This is a genomic window from Polynucleobacter sp. AM-26B4 (genome assembly GCF_018882285.1).
Taxonomy (GTDB): domain Bacteria; phylum Pseudomonadota; class Gammaproteobacteria; order Burkholderiales; family Burkholderiaceae; genus Polynucleobacter.
The window spans coordinates 1353879-1368487 of the sequence record NZ_JACVOT010000001.1 but is presented as its reverse complement, the minus strand read 5'-3'; the positions used below and the strand labels follow the sequence as shown (position 1 = coordinate 1368487).

At 41.4% G+C, this 14609-nt stretch carries 17 protein-coding genes; 5 read left to right on the top strand and 12 right to left on the bottom strand.

The genetic code is table 11. From position 1 onward, the window contains the following. The first annotated feature begins 116 nt into the window (after positions 1-116). Genes ICE88_RS06925 through ICE88_RS06905 form a run of 5 tightly spaced genes read left to right on the top strand, consistent with a single transcriptional unit; the run spans position 117 to position 4650 of the window. The gene (locus ICE88_RS06925; protein WP_216250965.1) at positions 117-1298 is read left to right on the top strand and encodes an ABC transporter substrate-binding protein; all 1182 of its coding nucleotides are present in this window, start codon (positions 117-119) and stop codon (positions 1296-1298) included. A 51-nt stretch (positions 1299-1349) separates the two neighbouring features. Continuing rightward, complete coding sequence (locus ICE88_RS06920; RefSeq protein ID WP_216250964.1) at positions 1350-2216, top strand: branched-chain amino acid ABC transporter permease; 867 nt, start codon at positions 1350-1352, stop codon at positions 2214-2216. Between the two features lies 1 nt (position 2217). Beyond that, on the top strand, positions 2218-3186 hold the full coding sequence (locus ICE88_RS06915; RefSeq protein WP_216250962.1) for a branched-chain amino acid ABC transporter permease: 969 nt from the start codon (positions 2218-2220) through the stop codon (positions 3184-3186). Further along, positions 3183-3944: an ABC transporter ATP-binding protein gene (locus ICE88_RS06910; protein ID WP_216250960.1), complete on the top strand. Its 762-nt coding sequence runs from the start codon at positions 3183-3185 to the stop codon at positions 3942-3944. Before ICE88_RS06915 ends, ICE88_RS06910 begins: the two co-directional genes overlap by 4 nt. After that, entirely contained in the window at positions 3937-4650 is a 714-nt protein-coding gene (locus tag ICE88_RS06905; RefSeq protein WP_216250959.1) for an ABC transporter ATP-binding protein, read from the top strand. The genes ICE88_RS06910 and ICE88_RS06905 overlap by 8 nt, the downstream gene beginning before the upstream one ends. 93 nt (positions 4651-4743) lie before the next feature. Here ICE88_RS06905 and ICE88_RS06900 read toward each other — a convergent pair whose 3' ends face one another. From ICE88_RS06900 to ICE88_RS06845, 12 genes are all read right to left on the bottom strand, one after another. Further along, positions 4744-5034 (bottom strand): DUF1330 domain-containing protein, encoded by a 291-nt coding sequence (locus ICE88_RS06900; protein WP_216250958.1) that lies wholly within the window; start codon positions 5032-5034, stop codon positions 4744-4746. 10 nt (positions 5035-5044) lie between these two features. Then, positions 5045-5821: a 3-oxoadipate enol-lactonase gene (gene pcaD / locus ICE88_RS06895; protein ID WP_216250956.1), complete on the bottom strand. Its 777-nt coding sequence runs from the start codon at positions 5819-5821 to the stop codon at positions 5045-5047. Then, on the bottom strand, positions 5821-7023 hold the full coding sequence (gene pcaF / locus ICE88_RS06890; protein WP_216250954.1) for a 3-oxoadipyl-CoA thiolase: 1203 nt from the start codon (positions 7021-7023) through the stop codon (positions 5821-5823). The genes pcaD and pcaF overlap by 1 nt, the downstream gene beginning before the upstream one ends. 12 nt (positions 7024-7035) lie before the next feature. Continuing rightward, complete coding sequence (locus ICE88_RS06885; protein ID WP_216250951.1) at positions 7036-7683, bottom strand: 3-oxoacid CoA-transferase subunit B; 648 nt, start codon at positions 7681-7683, stop codon at positions 7036-7038. Positions 7684-7692: 9 nt separating this feature from the next. Continuing rightward, a complete protein-coding gene (locus ICE88_RS06880; RefSeq protein WP_216250948.1) occupies positions 7693-8352 on the bottom strand; it encodes a 3-oxoacid CoA-transferase subunit A in 660 nt (219 codons plus the stop codon). Positions 8353-8406: 54 nt separating this feature from the next. Further along, positions 8407-9192: a 1,6-dihydroxycyclohexa-2,4-diene-1-carboxylate dehydrogenase gene (locus tag ICE88_RS06875; protein ID WP_216250945.1), complete on the bottom strand. Its 786-nt coding sequence runs from the start codon at positions 9190-9192 to the stop codon at positions 8407-8409. Between the two features lies 1 nt (position 9193). Continuing rightward, the gene (gene benC / locus ICE88_RS06870) at positions 9194-10216 is read right to left on the bottom strand and encodes a benzoate 1,2-dioxygenase electron transfer component BenC (RefSeq protein WP_216250942.1); all 1023 of its coding nucleotides are present in this window, start codon (positions 10214-10216) and stop codon (positions 9194-9196) included. A gap of 12 nt (positions 10217-10228) precedes the next feature. Further along, entirely contained in the window at positions 10229-10720 is a 492-nt protein-coding gene (benB, locus tag ICE88_RS06865; protein WP_216250941.1) for a benzoate 1,2-dioxygenase small subunit, read from the bottom strand. Beyond that, on the bottom strand, positions 10717-12084 hold the full coding sequence (gene benA, locus ICE88_RS06860; RefSeq protein ID WP_216250939.1) for a benzoate 1,2-dioxygenase large subunit: 1368 nt from the start codon (positions 12082-12084) through the stop codon (positions 10717-10719). Before benA ends, benB begins: the two co-directional genes overlap by 4 nt. A 52-nt stretch (positions 12085-12136) precedes the next feature. Further along, entirely contained in the window at positions 12137-13057 is a 921-nt protein-coding gene (catA, locus tag ICE88_RS06855) for a catechol 1,2-dioxygenase (RefSeq protein WP_216250937.1), read from the bottom strand. Between the two features lie 72 nt (positions 13058-13129). Beyond that, complete coding sequence (gene catC / locus ICE88_RS06850) at positions 13130-13420, bottom strand: muconolactone Delta-isomerase (protein WP_216250935.1); 291 nt, start codon at positions 13418-13420, stop codon at positions 13130-13132. A 10-nt stretch (positions 13421-13430) separates the two neighbouring features. Next, positions 13431-14576 (bottom strand): muconate/chloromuconate family cycloisomerase, encoded by a 1146-nt coding sequence (locus ICE88_RS06845; protein ID WP_216250934.1) that lies wholly within the window; start codon positions 14574-14576, stop codon positions 13431-13433. Positions 14577-14609 lie beyond the last annotated feature (33 nt).

Sequence of the window (14609 nt, the reverse complement as noted above, 5' to 3'; positions counted from 1 at the left end):
ATGTATTGTCCTGTCAAAGTACTCATTTATACCGTATTGATATAGATAAATTAGATGCCTAAGTGCTTGATTATCTGTAGCAGTACGTAACGAACGCCAAAACAAAGGATAAAGACATGAACACAAACCGCAAGCTGTTTTTAAAGAAAATCGCAGTTGCAAGCATGATGCTAGCAATTGGCAGCAATTACGTGCAAGCACAAACAACAGACAAAATCAAAGTTGGTTTGATGCTCCCAGCCACTGGTACATTTGCATCACTAGGAACAGCCATCACCAATGGTTTCAAGCAGTACGTTAACGAAAATGGTGGCAAATTAGGTGGTAAGGAAGTTCAGTATTTTTTTGTTGATGATGAATCAGATCCGGCAAAAGCAACTGAAAACGCCAACAAGCTCATCAAGAGAGACAAGGTAGACGTATTAGTTGGGACAGTTCACTCAGGTGTTGCATTAGCAATGGCAAAAGTAGCCAGAGAAAACAAGACAATTTTAATTGTGCCAAATGCCGGTGCTGATGAATTAACTGGACCTCTTTGCGCACCGACACTGTTTAGAACTTCTTTTAGCATGTGGCAACCTGCATTTGCAATGGGCAAAGTGGCTTCAGATAAAGGACACAAGAGAGTTATCACACTCACATGGAAATACGCGGCTGGCAATCAAGCTGTTGAGGGATTCAAAGAAGGCTTCCAAAAATCAGGCGGCAAGATCCTTAAGGACATGACACTACCGTTTCCAAACGTGGAGTTTCAGGCTTTCTTGACAGAAATTGCGTCTTTGAAACCAGATGCGGTTTATGTATTTTTTGCCGGAGCAGGAGCAGCTAAATTTGTTAAAGACTATGCAGCAGCTGGCTTGAATAAATCTATTCCTCTATACGCCACAGGCTTTTTGACAGACGGCACGCTTGATGCAATTGGCGGTGCTGGTCAAGGTTTATTAACAACATTGCACTACGCGGACGGTCTTGATAACAAGGTCAATACAAATTTTAGAGCTAACTATTCAAAAGCATACAAAATTCAACCGGACGTTTATGCCGTTCAGGGTTACGACGCTGCTCAACTCTATCAAGCAGGTATTACAGCTGCGAAAGGTGATACCAAAAAACAAGACATCATTATCAAAGCGATGGAGCAAGCAAAGATTGAGAGCCCGCGCGGAACATTTACATTATCAAAAGCTCACAACCCAGTTCAAGACATTTATTTAAGAAAAGCAGAAGGCAATCAAAACAAGGTCGTAGAAGTGGCAATCAAAGGCCTAGCTGATCCTGCTCGTGGTTGCAAACTGTAATTTAATCAATGTTTCAGCTTCGCTAAAACGAAGCTGAAACTGGAGAGCATCATGGATCTGGCTTCAATACTTATTCAAACACTGAATTCTGTTCAATACGGTTTATTACTATTTCTCATTGCAAGTGGTTTAACACTTGTGTTTGGAATCATGGGAATTATCAATTTGGCGCATGGCAGCTTTTATATGATCGGCGCATACATTGCTTTTGTATTGACAAGCTTTACAGGAAATCTTTTCTTTGCAATATTTCTAGGAATTCCTTTAGCTCTCGCACTTGGAGCCTTCCTTGAATGGGCACTTTTCTCCCATTTATATAAAAGAGATCATTTGGAGCAGGTACTACTGACCTACGGATTGATTCTAATTTTTGAAGAAATTAGAAGTATTTTGGTTGGCGATGATGTGCATGGTGTGGCCATTCCCTCATTACTTAATTTCTCAATTCAATTAAGCGAAGTTTTAAGTTATCCGTTTTATCGAATTGCAATCTCCATTGCCTGCATTGTTTTAGCGATTGGAATGTTTTATTTAATTCAAAAAACAAAATTGGGCATGATGATCAGGGCTGGAAGTCATGACAGAACCATGGTTCAAGCCCTTGGTATCAACATTAATATGATTTATAGAGTGGTATTTGCTCTTGGTCTTGCTCTAGCTGCTCTAGCTGGCATGCTGGCTTCACCAATTTCATCTGTCTACCCCAATATGGGAAGCCAGGTTTTGATCATCTCTTTTGTTGTTGTAGTTATTGGAGGTATCGGCTCAATTTGGGGAGCATTAGTGGCCGCAATGATCATTGGGTTTGCAGATACTTTTGGCAAGGTCATCTTGCCTGAATTATCTGGAATGGTTGTGTATTTGATCATGGCTGCTGTACTACTTTGGCGTCCTGAAGGAATTTTTAAGAAAGCCTAATATGCCAATTAAATCAACAGTAACATTAAAAATAATCGCACTCATCGTATTGCTGTGCGTTCCACTAAGTGGCGTTGACTTCTACACTGAACTCGTAGCAAAAGCTCTTGTATTTGGTATTTTTGCAATGAGCTTAGACCTTTTGGTTGGCTTTACTGGATTAGTGAGCTTTGGTCATGCTGCGTACTTTGGAATAGCAGCATACTCAGTAGCACTGATGTCGCCAAAGTATTCTGCAGCTAGTCTTTGGTTAACTTTACCAGCCTCAATGCTAATTTCTGCATTAGCAGCATTGATAGTTGGAATTTTTGTGTTACGTACCAAGGGCATTTACTTCATCATGGTGACCTTGGCGTTTGCTCAATTAGCCTATTACATATTTCACGATACACCTCTGGGAGGCGGATCTGATGGTATTTATGTCAACGTCAAACCTAGTGCAGAAATTCTTGGTTTTACGCCATTTGACTTAAGCAATCATGCACACATGTATTACTTTATCTTGGTGATGCTTGTTCTTGTCTATCTGTTTTTACAACGAATCCTGCAATCACCTTTCGGAAAAGTTTTAGTTGGTATTAAAAGTAATGAACATCGCATGCAGTCTCTTGGGTATCAAACTTTTAATTACAAATTAGCTGCATTTTCTATTGCAGGTGGACTCGGTGGAGTTGCAGGCTATTTGTATGCGTCCATGTTTGGATTTGTTACTCCGGAATTACTATCTTGGCATCAATCAGGCAATGTGCTTTTGATGGTTATTTTGGGCGGTATGGGTAATTTGGTAGCGGCAGTCATAGGTTCATTCGCATTTATTTTCTTACAAGAAATTTTTTCAAGCCTCACAAAACACTGGCAATTAGTCATGGGCTTGGTCATTGTTTTTGCTGTTTTATTTGCCCCAGGTGGCTTAGCAGCGTTACCACAAAGACTCAAAGCAGCTCTACAAAAAGAGGAATATAAAAAATGAGTGAAACTCTTTTACTGAAGGCCTCTGGAATCACAAAGCTTTATGGCGGCCTCGCAGCCAATCAAGATGTGAATCTTGAATTACATCAAGGTAAATTACATGCTCTATTGGGCCCAAACGGCGCTGGGAAATCAACATGCATCAATATGTTGTCTGGTGATGCAGTCCCCACCTCAGGAACAATCAATTTCTTAGGTAAAAACATCACCAATCTGAATGCTTGGCAAAGATCGCAAGCTGGCATTGGCAGGAGCTATCAAAGAACCAATATCTTTCCACAATTTTCAGTTCTTGAAAATGTGCGTCTAGCAGCTCAATCAAGGCATCAAAACGCAGCAAAGATATTTTTGAAAGCAGATCAAATGCAATGGGCCATTGATAAAGCAATGTCCTGCATTGAAGAAGCTGGTCTAAAAGGACGAGAAAGTTCGGTTTCTGGTTTTATGAGCCATGGTGAGCAACGACAACTGGAAATTGCCATGGTCTTAGCAACAGATGCTCAAGTATTGTTGTTAGATGAGCCTCTAGCTGGCATGGGCTCTGAAGAATCAGAAAAAATGGTCGAAGTTCTCAAAAGATTAAGGCAATCGAAAGCAATCTTATTAGTCGAGCATGACATGGATGCCGTTTTTGCAGTTGCTGATGAGATCACCGTTATGGTTAATGGACAAGTTCTTGAAAGCGGTTCGCCAAGCCAAATTAAAAATAGTACAGCGGTTCAAGAAGCATATTTAGGCGAAGGAGCACATCATGTCTGACATGCTACTTGAAGGTAAAGAAATTCATACTTATTACGGTCACAGCCACGTTCTTCATGGAGTGGACTTTCACATTAAAAGAGGTGAAGGTGTTGCCCTAATGGGAAGAAACGGTATGGGTAAAACTACCCTACTTAAAAGTCTATTAAACATTGTTAAACCACGTCATGGTCGAATAATGGTTAAAGGCGATGATTTTTCATCAATGCCCACCTACCGATTAGCTCAAAGAGGTATTGCCTACGTTCCAGAAGGTAGAGGTATTTTTCCGAATCTATCTGTTAGAGAAAATTTATTGATGGCTGCACGCGAAGGTGTCGATGGTCAGTTAGATTGGACTTTTGATCGGGTAATGAATACTTTCCCGCGTCTAGGAGAAAGAATCAATAACGGCGGCTGGCAATTATCAGGCGGCGAACAGCAAATGCTGACCATTGGTCGTGCACTGATGACCAATCCAGACTTACTCATACTCGATGAAGCAACTGAGGGCTTGGCACCACTGATAGCTCAAGAAATTTGGAAAATAGTCAAAACAGTTCGACAGACTGGAATTGCATGCATCGTGATTGATAAAAATCACCAAGCTGTGACTGAGATTTGTGATCGATCAGTTATCTTGGTTAAAGGCCAAGTAGTTTTTGACGGTAAAAGTGAAGAAATTAAAAAGAATCCAGAAATAATTCAGAAATATCTGGGCGTTTAAGTAGTTCGTCAGTCTCCTCTTCTTCCTGACTTAGCCACCCTCCTAAGGGTGGCTTTTTTTACTTCAGTCAGAACATGTACATGACTTTAAATACTATGACCCAGAGTAAGAGAAGAGATGGACTTCTGCAGCACGGTCTCTCAATGAAATCAATTGTTGATAAGACTCAGATTGGTACCAAGACTCAATAAGCTCAGAATTTGGAAAACGAATCACCACAATTTGATCAGAAAAGAGATCTTGACCTGATAAACATCGCATTTTATTGGCGCGAATCATGACTTCAGCACCATAATTTTTGAATGTCTCAGGAACTGACTGTCGATATTGATCCCACAAATGAGCGTCTAAAACTTTTACGTGACCTATGACATAAGCAGTCATTATCGACCTCCTATACTAAAAAATTTAATAAAGCAGCAGTAAATTCTTTTGGATTTTCCACATTAGAGATATGGGACGCCTTAATTTGAACTAACGTTGAATTAGGAATCATCTTACTCATATAAATGCCATCAGATACTGTGGTGACTGGATCTTCAGTACCCGCAATGATCAAAGTTGATGACTTAATCTTATCAATACTTTGTAATAAATCAGCTTTTGATAAAGCCTCACAACATGCAGCATATCCCTCTGAATCAGATAATCTTAGATTCTCGACTAAATCCTTTAGTTGCTCACTTTGCGCCTTACAAAAATCTGGCGTGAACCAACGACTTGGGGCTGAGTCGGCAATAGGATCCATTCCAACAGATCGAACCAAAGCCGCTCTCTCTAACCAAGCAGTTTTCGTGCCAATTTTAGGTGCAGTATTTGCCAGAACTAAATGGTCAATTCGCTGTGGATGATGAATCGCTAACCATTGACCAATCACCCCACCCATGGATAAACCACAAAAATTAACCTTATCAATATTTAATTGATTCAACAAATCAATCACCTGCTGACTCAATTGATCAATCGTATAAGGTCCTTTAGGGCCGCTGGACAAGCCATGCCCCAAGGTGTCATAACGTATCACATCAAAATGCTCTGATAATTCAGAGATTTGCAAATCCCACATCCTATGGCTTGTACCGAGCGAATTAGAAAGAATCAGTGGTCGACGCTTTGAGGAACCAGATAACTCATAAAAAGTACTGATTCCATCCTTAGTGAATACCGACATCAAACCCTCTCAATGATGATTGCGATACCCTGACCCACACCAATGCACATCGTACACAAGGCATAACGACCTTTTGTTCGGTGAAGTTGATACATCGCAGTCGTCACCAATCTAGCGCCTGATGCACCTAAAGGATGTCCAAGAGCAATGGCTCCCCCATTAGGATTGATGTGGGGTGCGTCATCAGGTAAACCAAGATCACGAATCACAGCCAATGCTTGTGATGCAAACGCTTCATTGAGCTCAATAACGTCCATTTGCTCAAGTTTTAAATTTGCTTTTGCTAAAACTTTTTTTACAGCAGGAGATGGTCCAAAGCCCATGATTCTAGGAGCAACCCCAGCAGCGGCAACTGCAACAATCCTGGCTTTAGGTACCAAGGCATGTTGTTTAACACCATCCTCAGAAGCTAATAGCAAAGCACAAGCTCCATCATTGACGCCAGATGCATTGCCTGCTGTAACTGTACCGTCAGGTCTCACAACCCCTTTGAGCTTTTGTAAACTCTCGAACGATGTGTCAATTCTGAGATGCTCATCATGAATAAACTGAACTGGGTCACCTTTTTTCTGCGGAATGGTGACCGGCACTATTTCTTGCTGAAATATTCCATCAGCTTGAGCTTTGGCTGCTTTCATTTGACTCTTGAAAGCAAACATATCTTGATCAATTCGGTTTACTTTGAAATCAGTTGCAACGTTCTCTGCAGTTTCAGGCATAGAATCAACACCGTACTGAGCTTTCATCAATGGATTAATAAAGCGCCAACCAATGGTTGTGTCTTCTATTTTTGCAACTCTAGAAAATGCAGTATCAGCCTTACCCATCACAAAAGGGGCGCGACTCATGCTTTCTACGCCACCAGCAATCAATAAATCTGCCGAACCTGCTTTAATTGCGTTACTTGCGATTCCAATCGCATCAAGACTGGATCCACACAAGCGGTTAACTGTTGTACCTGGTACCTCGATTGGTAATCTTGCCAGCAAACTAGACATGCGCCCAACGTTACGATTATCTTCACCTGCTTGATTCGCACAACCATAAATCACGTCATCTACAGCACACCAGTCAACGCTTGCATTTCTGAGCATCAAAGATTTAATCGGTAAAGATCCAAGATCATCAGGTCTCATTGAAGAAAGTGAACCACCATATTTGCCAAATGGGGTTCTAATTGCATCACATATATACGCATTCATTAACATCACCTATCAACGTCCATCTAAAAGTTTTGCTGCAGTCAATTGCTGCAATTCATTAAAAGTCATGCCCTCAACCATCTCCTTGAGAACCAAGCCATCTTTGCTTACATCAATCACTGCCAAATCGGTATAAATTCTGTCAACACAGCCGATACCAGTTAAAGGGTAAGAACACCTATCAACAATCTTTGACTCGCCAGTTTTCGTCAAATGCTCCATGGTCACAAAAACATTTTTGGCACCGATTGCCAAGTCCATGGCCCCACCAACTGCAGGAATCGCATCAGTTGCACCGGTGTGCCAATTAGCTAAATCACCATTGGCTGCTACTTGAAATGCGCCTAGAACACAAATATCAATATGACCACCTCGCATCATGGTGAAAGAATCTCCATGATGGAAATAGCAACCACCAGTCAATAGAGTGATGTACTCTTTTCCAGCATTGATTAACTCTGGGTCTTCTTCACCAGCCGCAGGAGCTGGGCCCATACCCAAAACACCATTCTCACTATGCAAAAATATTTCTTTATCTTTGTCTAGATAATTTGCAATCTTTGTAGGTAAGCCAATACCTAAATTTACGTAAGCTCCTTCAGGGATATCCTTCGCAACGCGCTGGACAATCTGTTCACGTGTCAGTTTCTGATATGTCATTTTTCTCTCTTATATACGCACAACATGTTGTACAAAAATTCCTGGCGTCACAATGTTCTCTGGGTCAAGTTCTCCAAGAGGCAAAATTTCTTTAACCTGCGCAATGGTGCACTTCGCAGCTGCAGCCATGATTGGGCCGAAATTTCTTGCAGTTTTTCTATAGGTGAGATTGCCCCAACGATCACCTTTATTGGCTTTGATCAATGCGAAATCTGCATAAATGGGGTATTCAAGAACATAGTGACGACCAGCGATTTCCATCGTCTCTTTTCCTTCAGCTAACATCGTTCCATACCCAGTTGGCGTGAATATGGCACCCAAACCTGATCCAGCGGCTTGAATTCTGCAAGCCAAATTTCCTTGAGGCACCAACTCTAGCTCTATCTTTTTAGCGTGATATAGCTTGTCAAATTCATATGAATCAGATTGCCTCGGAAATGAACAGATGATTTTTCTGACTCGACCGGCTTTTAAAAGAGCAGCTAATCCAAAATCACCATTACCAGCATTGTTATTAACAATCGTTAAGTCTTTTGCACCATGTTCAATCAAAGCATCGATTAATTCAGCAGGCTGTCCGGCTGTACCAAAACCACCAATCATGACTGTATTGCCATCAGCTATTTTTGAAATGGCTGACTTCATTGAATAACTTGTTTTATCAATCATATAAACCTTTATTAATTTTTAATGTCAACGCCATCTTTGTTGACTTGATCATTTTTATCCTTGGTCACCGCCGCCTACAGGCAACACAGTTCCTGTGATGTAGCTGGATTCATCTGAGGCTAAAAATAGAATTGCATTGACCTGCTCTTCAATTGATCCGTAACGATGCATCAAACTTGATTCAATGGTTTGATCAATGATTCCCTGATACCAAATCTGCTCTTGCTTAGACATTGGATTTTTATTTCTCGGAATTTTGCGTGGCGGCGCTTCAGTACCACCTGTTGCCACCGCATTGACCCGAATGCCATCTTTTGAGTGCTCAAATGCCAAACTTGCGGTCATGGCATTCACCCCACCCTTGGAGGCGGAATAAGGAATGCGATAGATACCGCGAGTAGCAATAGAGGAAATATTGACGATATTTCCGGATTGCTGCTTGATCATTTGTGGCAAAACAGCACGACAACACCATAAAGTTGGGAATAATGAGCGATTAATTTCAGCAATGATTTGATCTTCTGTGTATTCCTCAAAAGGTTTTGCCCAAATAGTTCCACCAACATTATTGATAAGGATGTCTATACGCCCATACTTTTTTATTGCAAAAGAAATTAATTTTTTTGCACCCGCATAAGTTTCTAAATCGCAAAGGCAGTATTCACAATCTCCCTTTTGAGCTTTGATTTTTTTTGCGACTTCTTTTACCAAATCCGATCGATCTGCTAAAACTACTTGGCCACCTTCACTAGCGATAGCTTGCGTAACACCCTCACCAATACCTTGGGCAGCACCAGTCACAACAACGACTTTGTTCTTAAATCGTAATTTCTTAGGCATCTCAAGCTCCCGCTGCTGTAGCTGAGAACTTTTCAAATAAGAAGTTAGCCGGTGTAATACCCTCTTTATCTAACCATCCCTTGACAGCGTCTACCATTGCAACAGGGCCGCAGAGATAAATATCGACATTTCCCTGATTCAACCAAGAAGCATCCACATGTTGAGTCACATACCCTTTGAGAGGATGCTCGCTTGATTCACCAGCTACGCAGGTTTTAAATTCAAAATTGGGTAGTTTGGCTTTTATTTTTTCTAAATGTTCTATTTCTACTAAATCAATATCATTGGTAACACCAAAAACCATTTTGATTGGATAGTCAGATCCTTTTTCTGCGATCACATCCAACATGGACAAGAAAGGAGCAATCCCTGTGCCACCTGCCAGCATCAAAACTGGTCGAGTTAATGGTCGTAGGTAGAAACTGCCATAAGGACCACTGAACTTAATTGCTTGACCTAAATTGTCCTGATTTGATAAGTAAGTACTCATCTTTCCGTTAGGAACATTGCGAATCACAAATGATGCCAAGGAGCTACCAGGCGGAGAACTGAATGAATAAGAGCGTGTTTCTGAAGTTCCTGGGATTTCAACATTCACATATTGGCCAGGTAAAAAACTGAGTTTTTCAGGTTGATCCAACTTGATTGAAAAACTAATTGTTGAATCTGAAACTTTATTTAATTCAGAAATCACTCCCGGGAACTGGCCAACGGCCGTTTTACACACTGCAGAAGATGCTGGAATCTTAACGACACAATCAGATTTAGGCTTCATTTGACAAGCCAAAATCTGTCTATTGGCTGCTTCCTCAGGAGTTAAAGCATCTTCGATGTAGCTTGATTCTGGTAAATCATAATCACCAGACTCGCATAAACCTCGGCAAGTGCCACAAGCTCCATCACGACAATCCAGCGGAATGTTGACCTTTTGTCGATATGCTGCATCAGAGAGTTTTTCATTCTCATTACAGTTAATGAAACAAGTAACTCCGTCTTCAAATTGAAGTGCAATGTTGTAGCTCATGGCATGCCTTAATTAGATGTGATAAATATCAATTACTTGATGGATGTAGTCATTTTTAAGTACTACGTACTTTTTCTTGATCACTGGTTGTTCAGAAGAAAAATCGATGACGTAACGAGACATACCGAAATATGTGAAGTTAGTTTTGTAGCGATGGCTTAATGTGACCCAATTGAATCGCACAGTTAACTCATCACCATCACGTTTTTCAATTTCAACATTATTGATATTGTGAGAAGTACGTGTATCAGGCATGGTGGCGCTTGAACGCTCCGTTTTGATTCTGAAAACACGGTCTTCTAGGCCAGCTCGCGTTGGGTAATAAATCAAAGAAATTTCTTCTTGAGGATTGGTGACCAATTGATCATCATCATCCCAACTCGGCATCCAAAACTCGACATCCTCGTGGTACAGATTCAACCACTCGTCCCACTGCTCATCGTCAAGTAAGCGACTTTCACGATAAAGAAAAGCATTAACGTCAGCTATTTGAATACTTTTCATGCTTTCACCTGCTCTTCCTTCATGGCTTTCTTCATAACGTCAAGCCAATAGCGATGCTGAACTGTGTACAGACCTTCGTCTTCAGTTTTCACACCACTCATCACAGGCTCTAGACCAATTTCTTTCGCTGCATCATCTGGACCATCGATCCAATGCTCGGAACCGCGGCACATGTCATTCCACTCCAAGGCCTTTCCCATAAAACCTAGCTGACAGGCTCTGAATTCTTCAAGATCGTCTGGGGTTGCCATGCCGCTCACATTGAAGAAATCTTCATATTGGCGAATACGTCTTGTACGAGCTTCCGGTGCCTCACCTTTTGGCGCGATGCAGTAAATGGTGACTTCTGTCTTATCCACAGATATAGGTCTTAAAAGGCGAATCTGTGAACCAAACTGATCCATCAAATACACGTTTGGATATAGACACAGATTTCTTGAACGTTCAATCATCCAATCAGCCACAGGTTTTCCAAATTTCTCTGAAAACTCATCGCGACGAGAATAATTAGGGCGATCTTCTGGATTGGCCCACTTTGTCCACAATAAAAGATGGCCATGGTCAAAAGCATAGAAACCACCACCCTGCTTACCCCATTTACCAGCATCCATCGCTTTGATGTTGTCTTCTCTGGCTTCTTGCTCTTTACGACGATTGGTCGTAGCAGCATAGTTCCAATGAACTGCTGAAACGTGATAACCATCCGCACCGTTTTCAGCTTGTAACTTCCAGTTACCTTCATAGGTATACGTAGAAGCTCCTTTGAGAACCTCTAAACCATCTTTTGATTGATCAACAATCATGTCAATGATTTTTGCTGCTTCACCTAAAAACTCTTTCAAAGGTGCAACATCGGCATTCAAGCTACCGAACAAAAAGCCACGATAATTTTCAAAACGAGCTAATTTCTTAAGGTCATGTGAACCTTCTTTATTAAAACATTCTGGATAACCGGCTTCTTCTGGATCTTTCACCTTTAACAACTTACCGTTGTTATTAAAAGTCCAGCCATGGAATGGGCATGTATAAGTGGCTTTATTGCCACGCTTATAACGACATAGTTGAGCACCACGGTGACTACATGCATTGATAAATGCATTTAATTGACCTTCGCGATTTTTAGCAATGAAAATCGGCTGACGACCAATGTGAGTCGTGTAGTAATCATTGATGTTAGGTATTTGACTTTCGTGGGCAAGGTAAATCCAATTGCCCTCAAAAATATGCTTCATCTCTAGCTCAAATAGTGCTTCATCAGTAAAGGCACTGCGATGGAGGCGGTAGTCGCCCTTCTCTTTATCTTCAACTAAAAACTGATCAATACTCTTTAAAGTTGGTGTTGTGTCTGGATGAATTGGAATCATTACATTCTCCTTAAAATTGAAGCCGAGAGATCACTCTCGGTCATTCAACTAATTAAACTGCTGCACGAATACGATCAACTAAACCAGAGGCTGCTTTTGGCTTCTCTTCAACCATGTGAATGTCGAAGTCAATTGAAGCAAATGGTTTCTTCAAATTATGTTTTGCTAACTCAGCTGCATCGTTGATACGCTTTAGTGGAGGCACAAGACCTTCGCGGCTCGCAAAAGCAAAATCGTCCCAAAGATACTTATCGCCATCAATGTTGATTTGTGTCGTTAACTTTCTATGGCCATCTGCTGTAACGAAAAAGTGCACGTGCGCTGGACGGTTACCATGACGACCTAAAAGGTCTAATAGAGTCTGAGTAGAACCACCTGGAGGACAACCATAGCCATTAGGCATGATGCTCTGGAAGCTATAGCGACCCTGTGCATCAGTGATAATTGTGCGACGCAAATTAAATGCTGATTGTGTTTGATCAAAGTATGAGTAACTACCTTTTGTATTTGCATGCCAAACTTCAACTTTGGCGTTTGACAATGGCTTTCCGTTTGCGCCATAAACCGTACCTTGCATCAATAAAGTTTCAGCCACTTCTACTTCAGTGCCATCATCCAATCTTGCAAAGCCAACTGACTCAGGTGCACCAGCCACATACAATGGGCCTTCAATAGCACGTGGAGTACCCCCTGTAAGACCTGCTTTAGCATCAGCCTCATCAGCGCGCATATCTAAAAAGCGCTCTAGACCAATACCTGGGGCTAGCAAACCTAATTCATGACGCTTGCCAGCCTCTTGAAGATACTCCAAGCCTTTCCAGAATTCAGTTGCCGAAATGTCTAAATCTTCGATTGCTTTGCATAGATCAGACACAATACGTAAAACAATTGCTTGTACGCGGGGATTAGCTGGCTTATCAGCTGCATCCACAATCCAACTTTTAACTATTGCATCAATTTCAGTGTGTTTCATTTTTTTCTCCTAGAGAAGTATTTGTTTGTTTTAAAGATTTCAAATTCACATCGTGTTTGTATAAAGATTGGTTTATTTGTCACCCTCCCTCACAGAAGAAGGATGACGACACATGGGCATCACCTCAATTTGCATATAAGGGAACAACGGTAAGTTAGAAAGAATTTGATGAAGCTCATCCACATCTGAGACATCAAATATGCTGATGTTGGCGTACTGTCCTGCAATACGCCATAAATGACGCCACTTTCCCTGCTCTTGAAGTTTTTGAGCGTATTCTTTTTCTACTTGCTTTATTTTTGATGCTTTTTCTTCAGGCATCTCCGAAGGAATATTCACATCCATACGTACATGAAATAACATTTTTATATCCTTATGCAGAGATAGCTTCAATCGTGTCAGTGAAACCCTGAGCACGGCGGAAGAAATTGATTTTGTCGATATCCAGATCAATGCCCAAACCTGGCTTATTAGATACATTCAAACCAAAATCACGATAAGCAAGTGATTCAGTCAGAATTTCTTCTGTTAATAGCAATGGACCAAAGAGTTCAGTGCCATAAGACAGATCATTGAATGTTGCAAATAATTGAGCAGAGGCGGCTGTTCCTACACCACCCTCCAACATCGTGCCGCCATACAATCCAATACCGGCCATTTGGGCAATCGTTGCAACTTGTTTAGCAGGAAATAGTCCACCGGATTGCGTGATCTTGACGGCAAAAACATCTGCGGCCGATTGGTGAGCAATTTGATAGGCGTCTAATGGCCCATGAAGTGCTTCGTCTGCCATCACTGCAATCGCAAAACGCTGGGCTAAGCGCCCCATACTGTCTCGGTGCTCAGCTTTCACTGGCTGTTCTACTAAATCTATGCCGCCCGCTTCCAAGGCAGCCATACCCTCAACTGCCTGTAGTTCAGTCCATGCTTGATTAACGTCTACACGCACACTGATTTTTTCGCCCAAAGCCTTTTTAATCTCAAGAACATGCTTGATATCTACATCCAAAGGCTTAACACCAATTTTTAGCTTGAAAATATTGTGGCGCTTCTTCTCGATCATTGCCTCTGCTTCAGCAATATCTTTGCTGGTATCGCCACTGGCCAAAGTCCAAGCAACCGGGAAACTATCACGTACACGTCCGCCCAGTAATTCACTGACTGGGATTCCTAAGCGTTTACCTTGTGCGTCTAAAAGTGCTGTCTCAATTGCACACTTGGCAAAGCGATTACCTTGAACAATTTTTCTAATTTTGCTCATGGCCTTACCAATTTCATTTGCTCGCATTCCAATGAGCAATGGGGCTATATGAGTATCAATATTGATTTTGATACTTTGAGGACTTTCCTCGCCATAATTTAAGCCGCCGATGGTGGTGGCCTCGCCCCAACCAACAATTCCGTCCCCACAAATAATCCGCACCAAAACCAGTGTTTGGGTATTCATGGTTGCCACAGAAAGCTTGTGTGGACGAATAGTCGGGATATCGACTAGAATTGTTTCAATCTTTTTTATCATATCTATTTCGTATAGTTGGATGGGTTATAGTTA

Bases quoted from the DNA above. Each gene is read 5' to 3' on its own strand.
- ICE88_RS06925 (WP_216250965.1), top strand. From the start codon at position 117: ATGAACACAAACCGCAAGCTGTTTTTAAAGAAAATCGCAGTTGCAAGC.
- ICE88_RS06920 (WP_216250964.1), top strand. From the start codon at position 1,350: ATGGATCTGGCTTCAATACTTATTCAAACACTGAATTCTGTTCAATAC.
- ICE88_RS06915 (WP_216250962.1), top strand. From the start codon at position 2,218: ATGCCAATTAAATCAACAGTAACATTAAAAATAATCGCACTCATCGTA.
- ICE88_RS06910 (WP_216250960.1), top strand. From the start codon at position 3,183: ATGAGTGAAACTCTTTTACTGAAGGCCTCTGGAATCACAAAGCTTTAT.
- ICE88_RS06905 (WP_216250959.1), top strand. From the start codon at position 3,937: ATGTCTGACATGCTACTTGAAGGTAAAGAAATTCATACTTATTACGGT.
- ICE88_RS06900 (WP_216250958.1), bottom strand. From the start codon at position 5,034: ATGACTGCTTATGTCATAGGTCACGTAAAAGTTTTAGACGCTCATTTG.
- pcaD (WP_216250956.1), bottom strand. From the start codon at position 5,821: ATGTCGGTATTCACTAAGGATGGAATCAGTACTTTTTATGAGTTATCT.
- pcaF (WP_216250954.1), bottom strand. From the start codon at position 7,023: ATGAATGCGTATATATGTGATGCAATTAGAACCCCATTTGGCAAATAT.
- ICE88_RS06885 (WP_216250951.1), bottom strand. From the start codon at position 7,683: ATGACATATCAGAAACTGACACGTGAACAGATTGTCCAGCGCGTTGCG.
- ICE88_RS06880 (WP_216250948.1), bottom strand. From the start codon at position 8,352: ATGATTGATAAAACAAGTTATTCAATGAAGTCAGCCATTTCAAAAATA.
- ICE88_RS06875 (WP_216250945.1), bottom strand. From the start codon at position 9,192: ATGCCTAAGAAATTACGATTTAAGAACAAAGTCGTTGTTGTGACTGGT.
- benC (WP_216250942.1), bottom strand. From the start codon at position 10,216: ATGAGCTACAACATTGCACTTCAATTTGAAGACGGAGTTACTTGTTTC.
- benB (WP_216250941.1), bottom strand. From the start codon at position 10,720: ATGAAAAGTATTCAAATAGCTGACGTTAATGCTTTTCTTTATCGTGAA.
- benA (WP_216250939.1), bottom strand. From the start codon at position 12,084: ATGATTCCAATTCATCCAGACACAACACCAACTTTAAAGAGTATTGAT.
- catA (WP_216250937.1), bottom strand. From the start codon at position 13,057: ATGAAACACACTGAAATTGATGCAATAGTTAAAAGTTGGATTGTGGAT.
- catC (WP_216250935.1), bottom strand. From the start codon at position 13,420: ATGTTATTTCATGTACGTATGGATGTGAATATTCCTTCGGAGATGCCT.
- ICE88_RS06845 (WP_216250934.1), bottom strand. From the start codon at position 14,576: ATGATAAAAAAGATTGAAACAATTCTAGTCGATATCCCGACTATTCGT.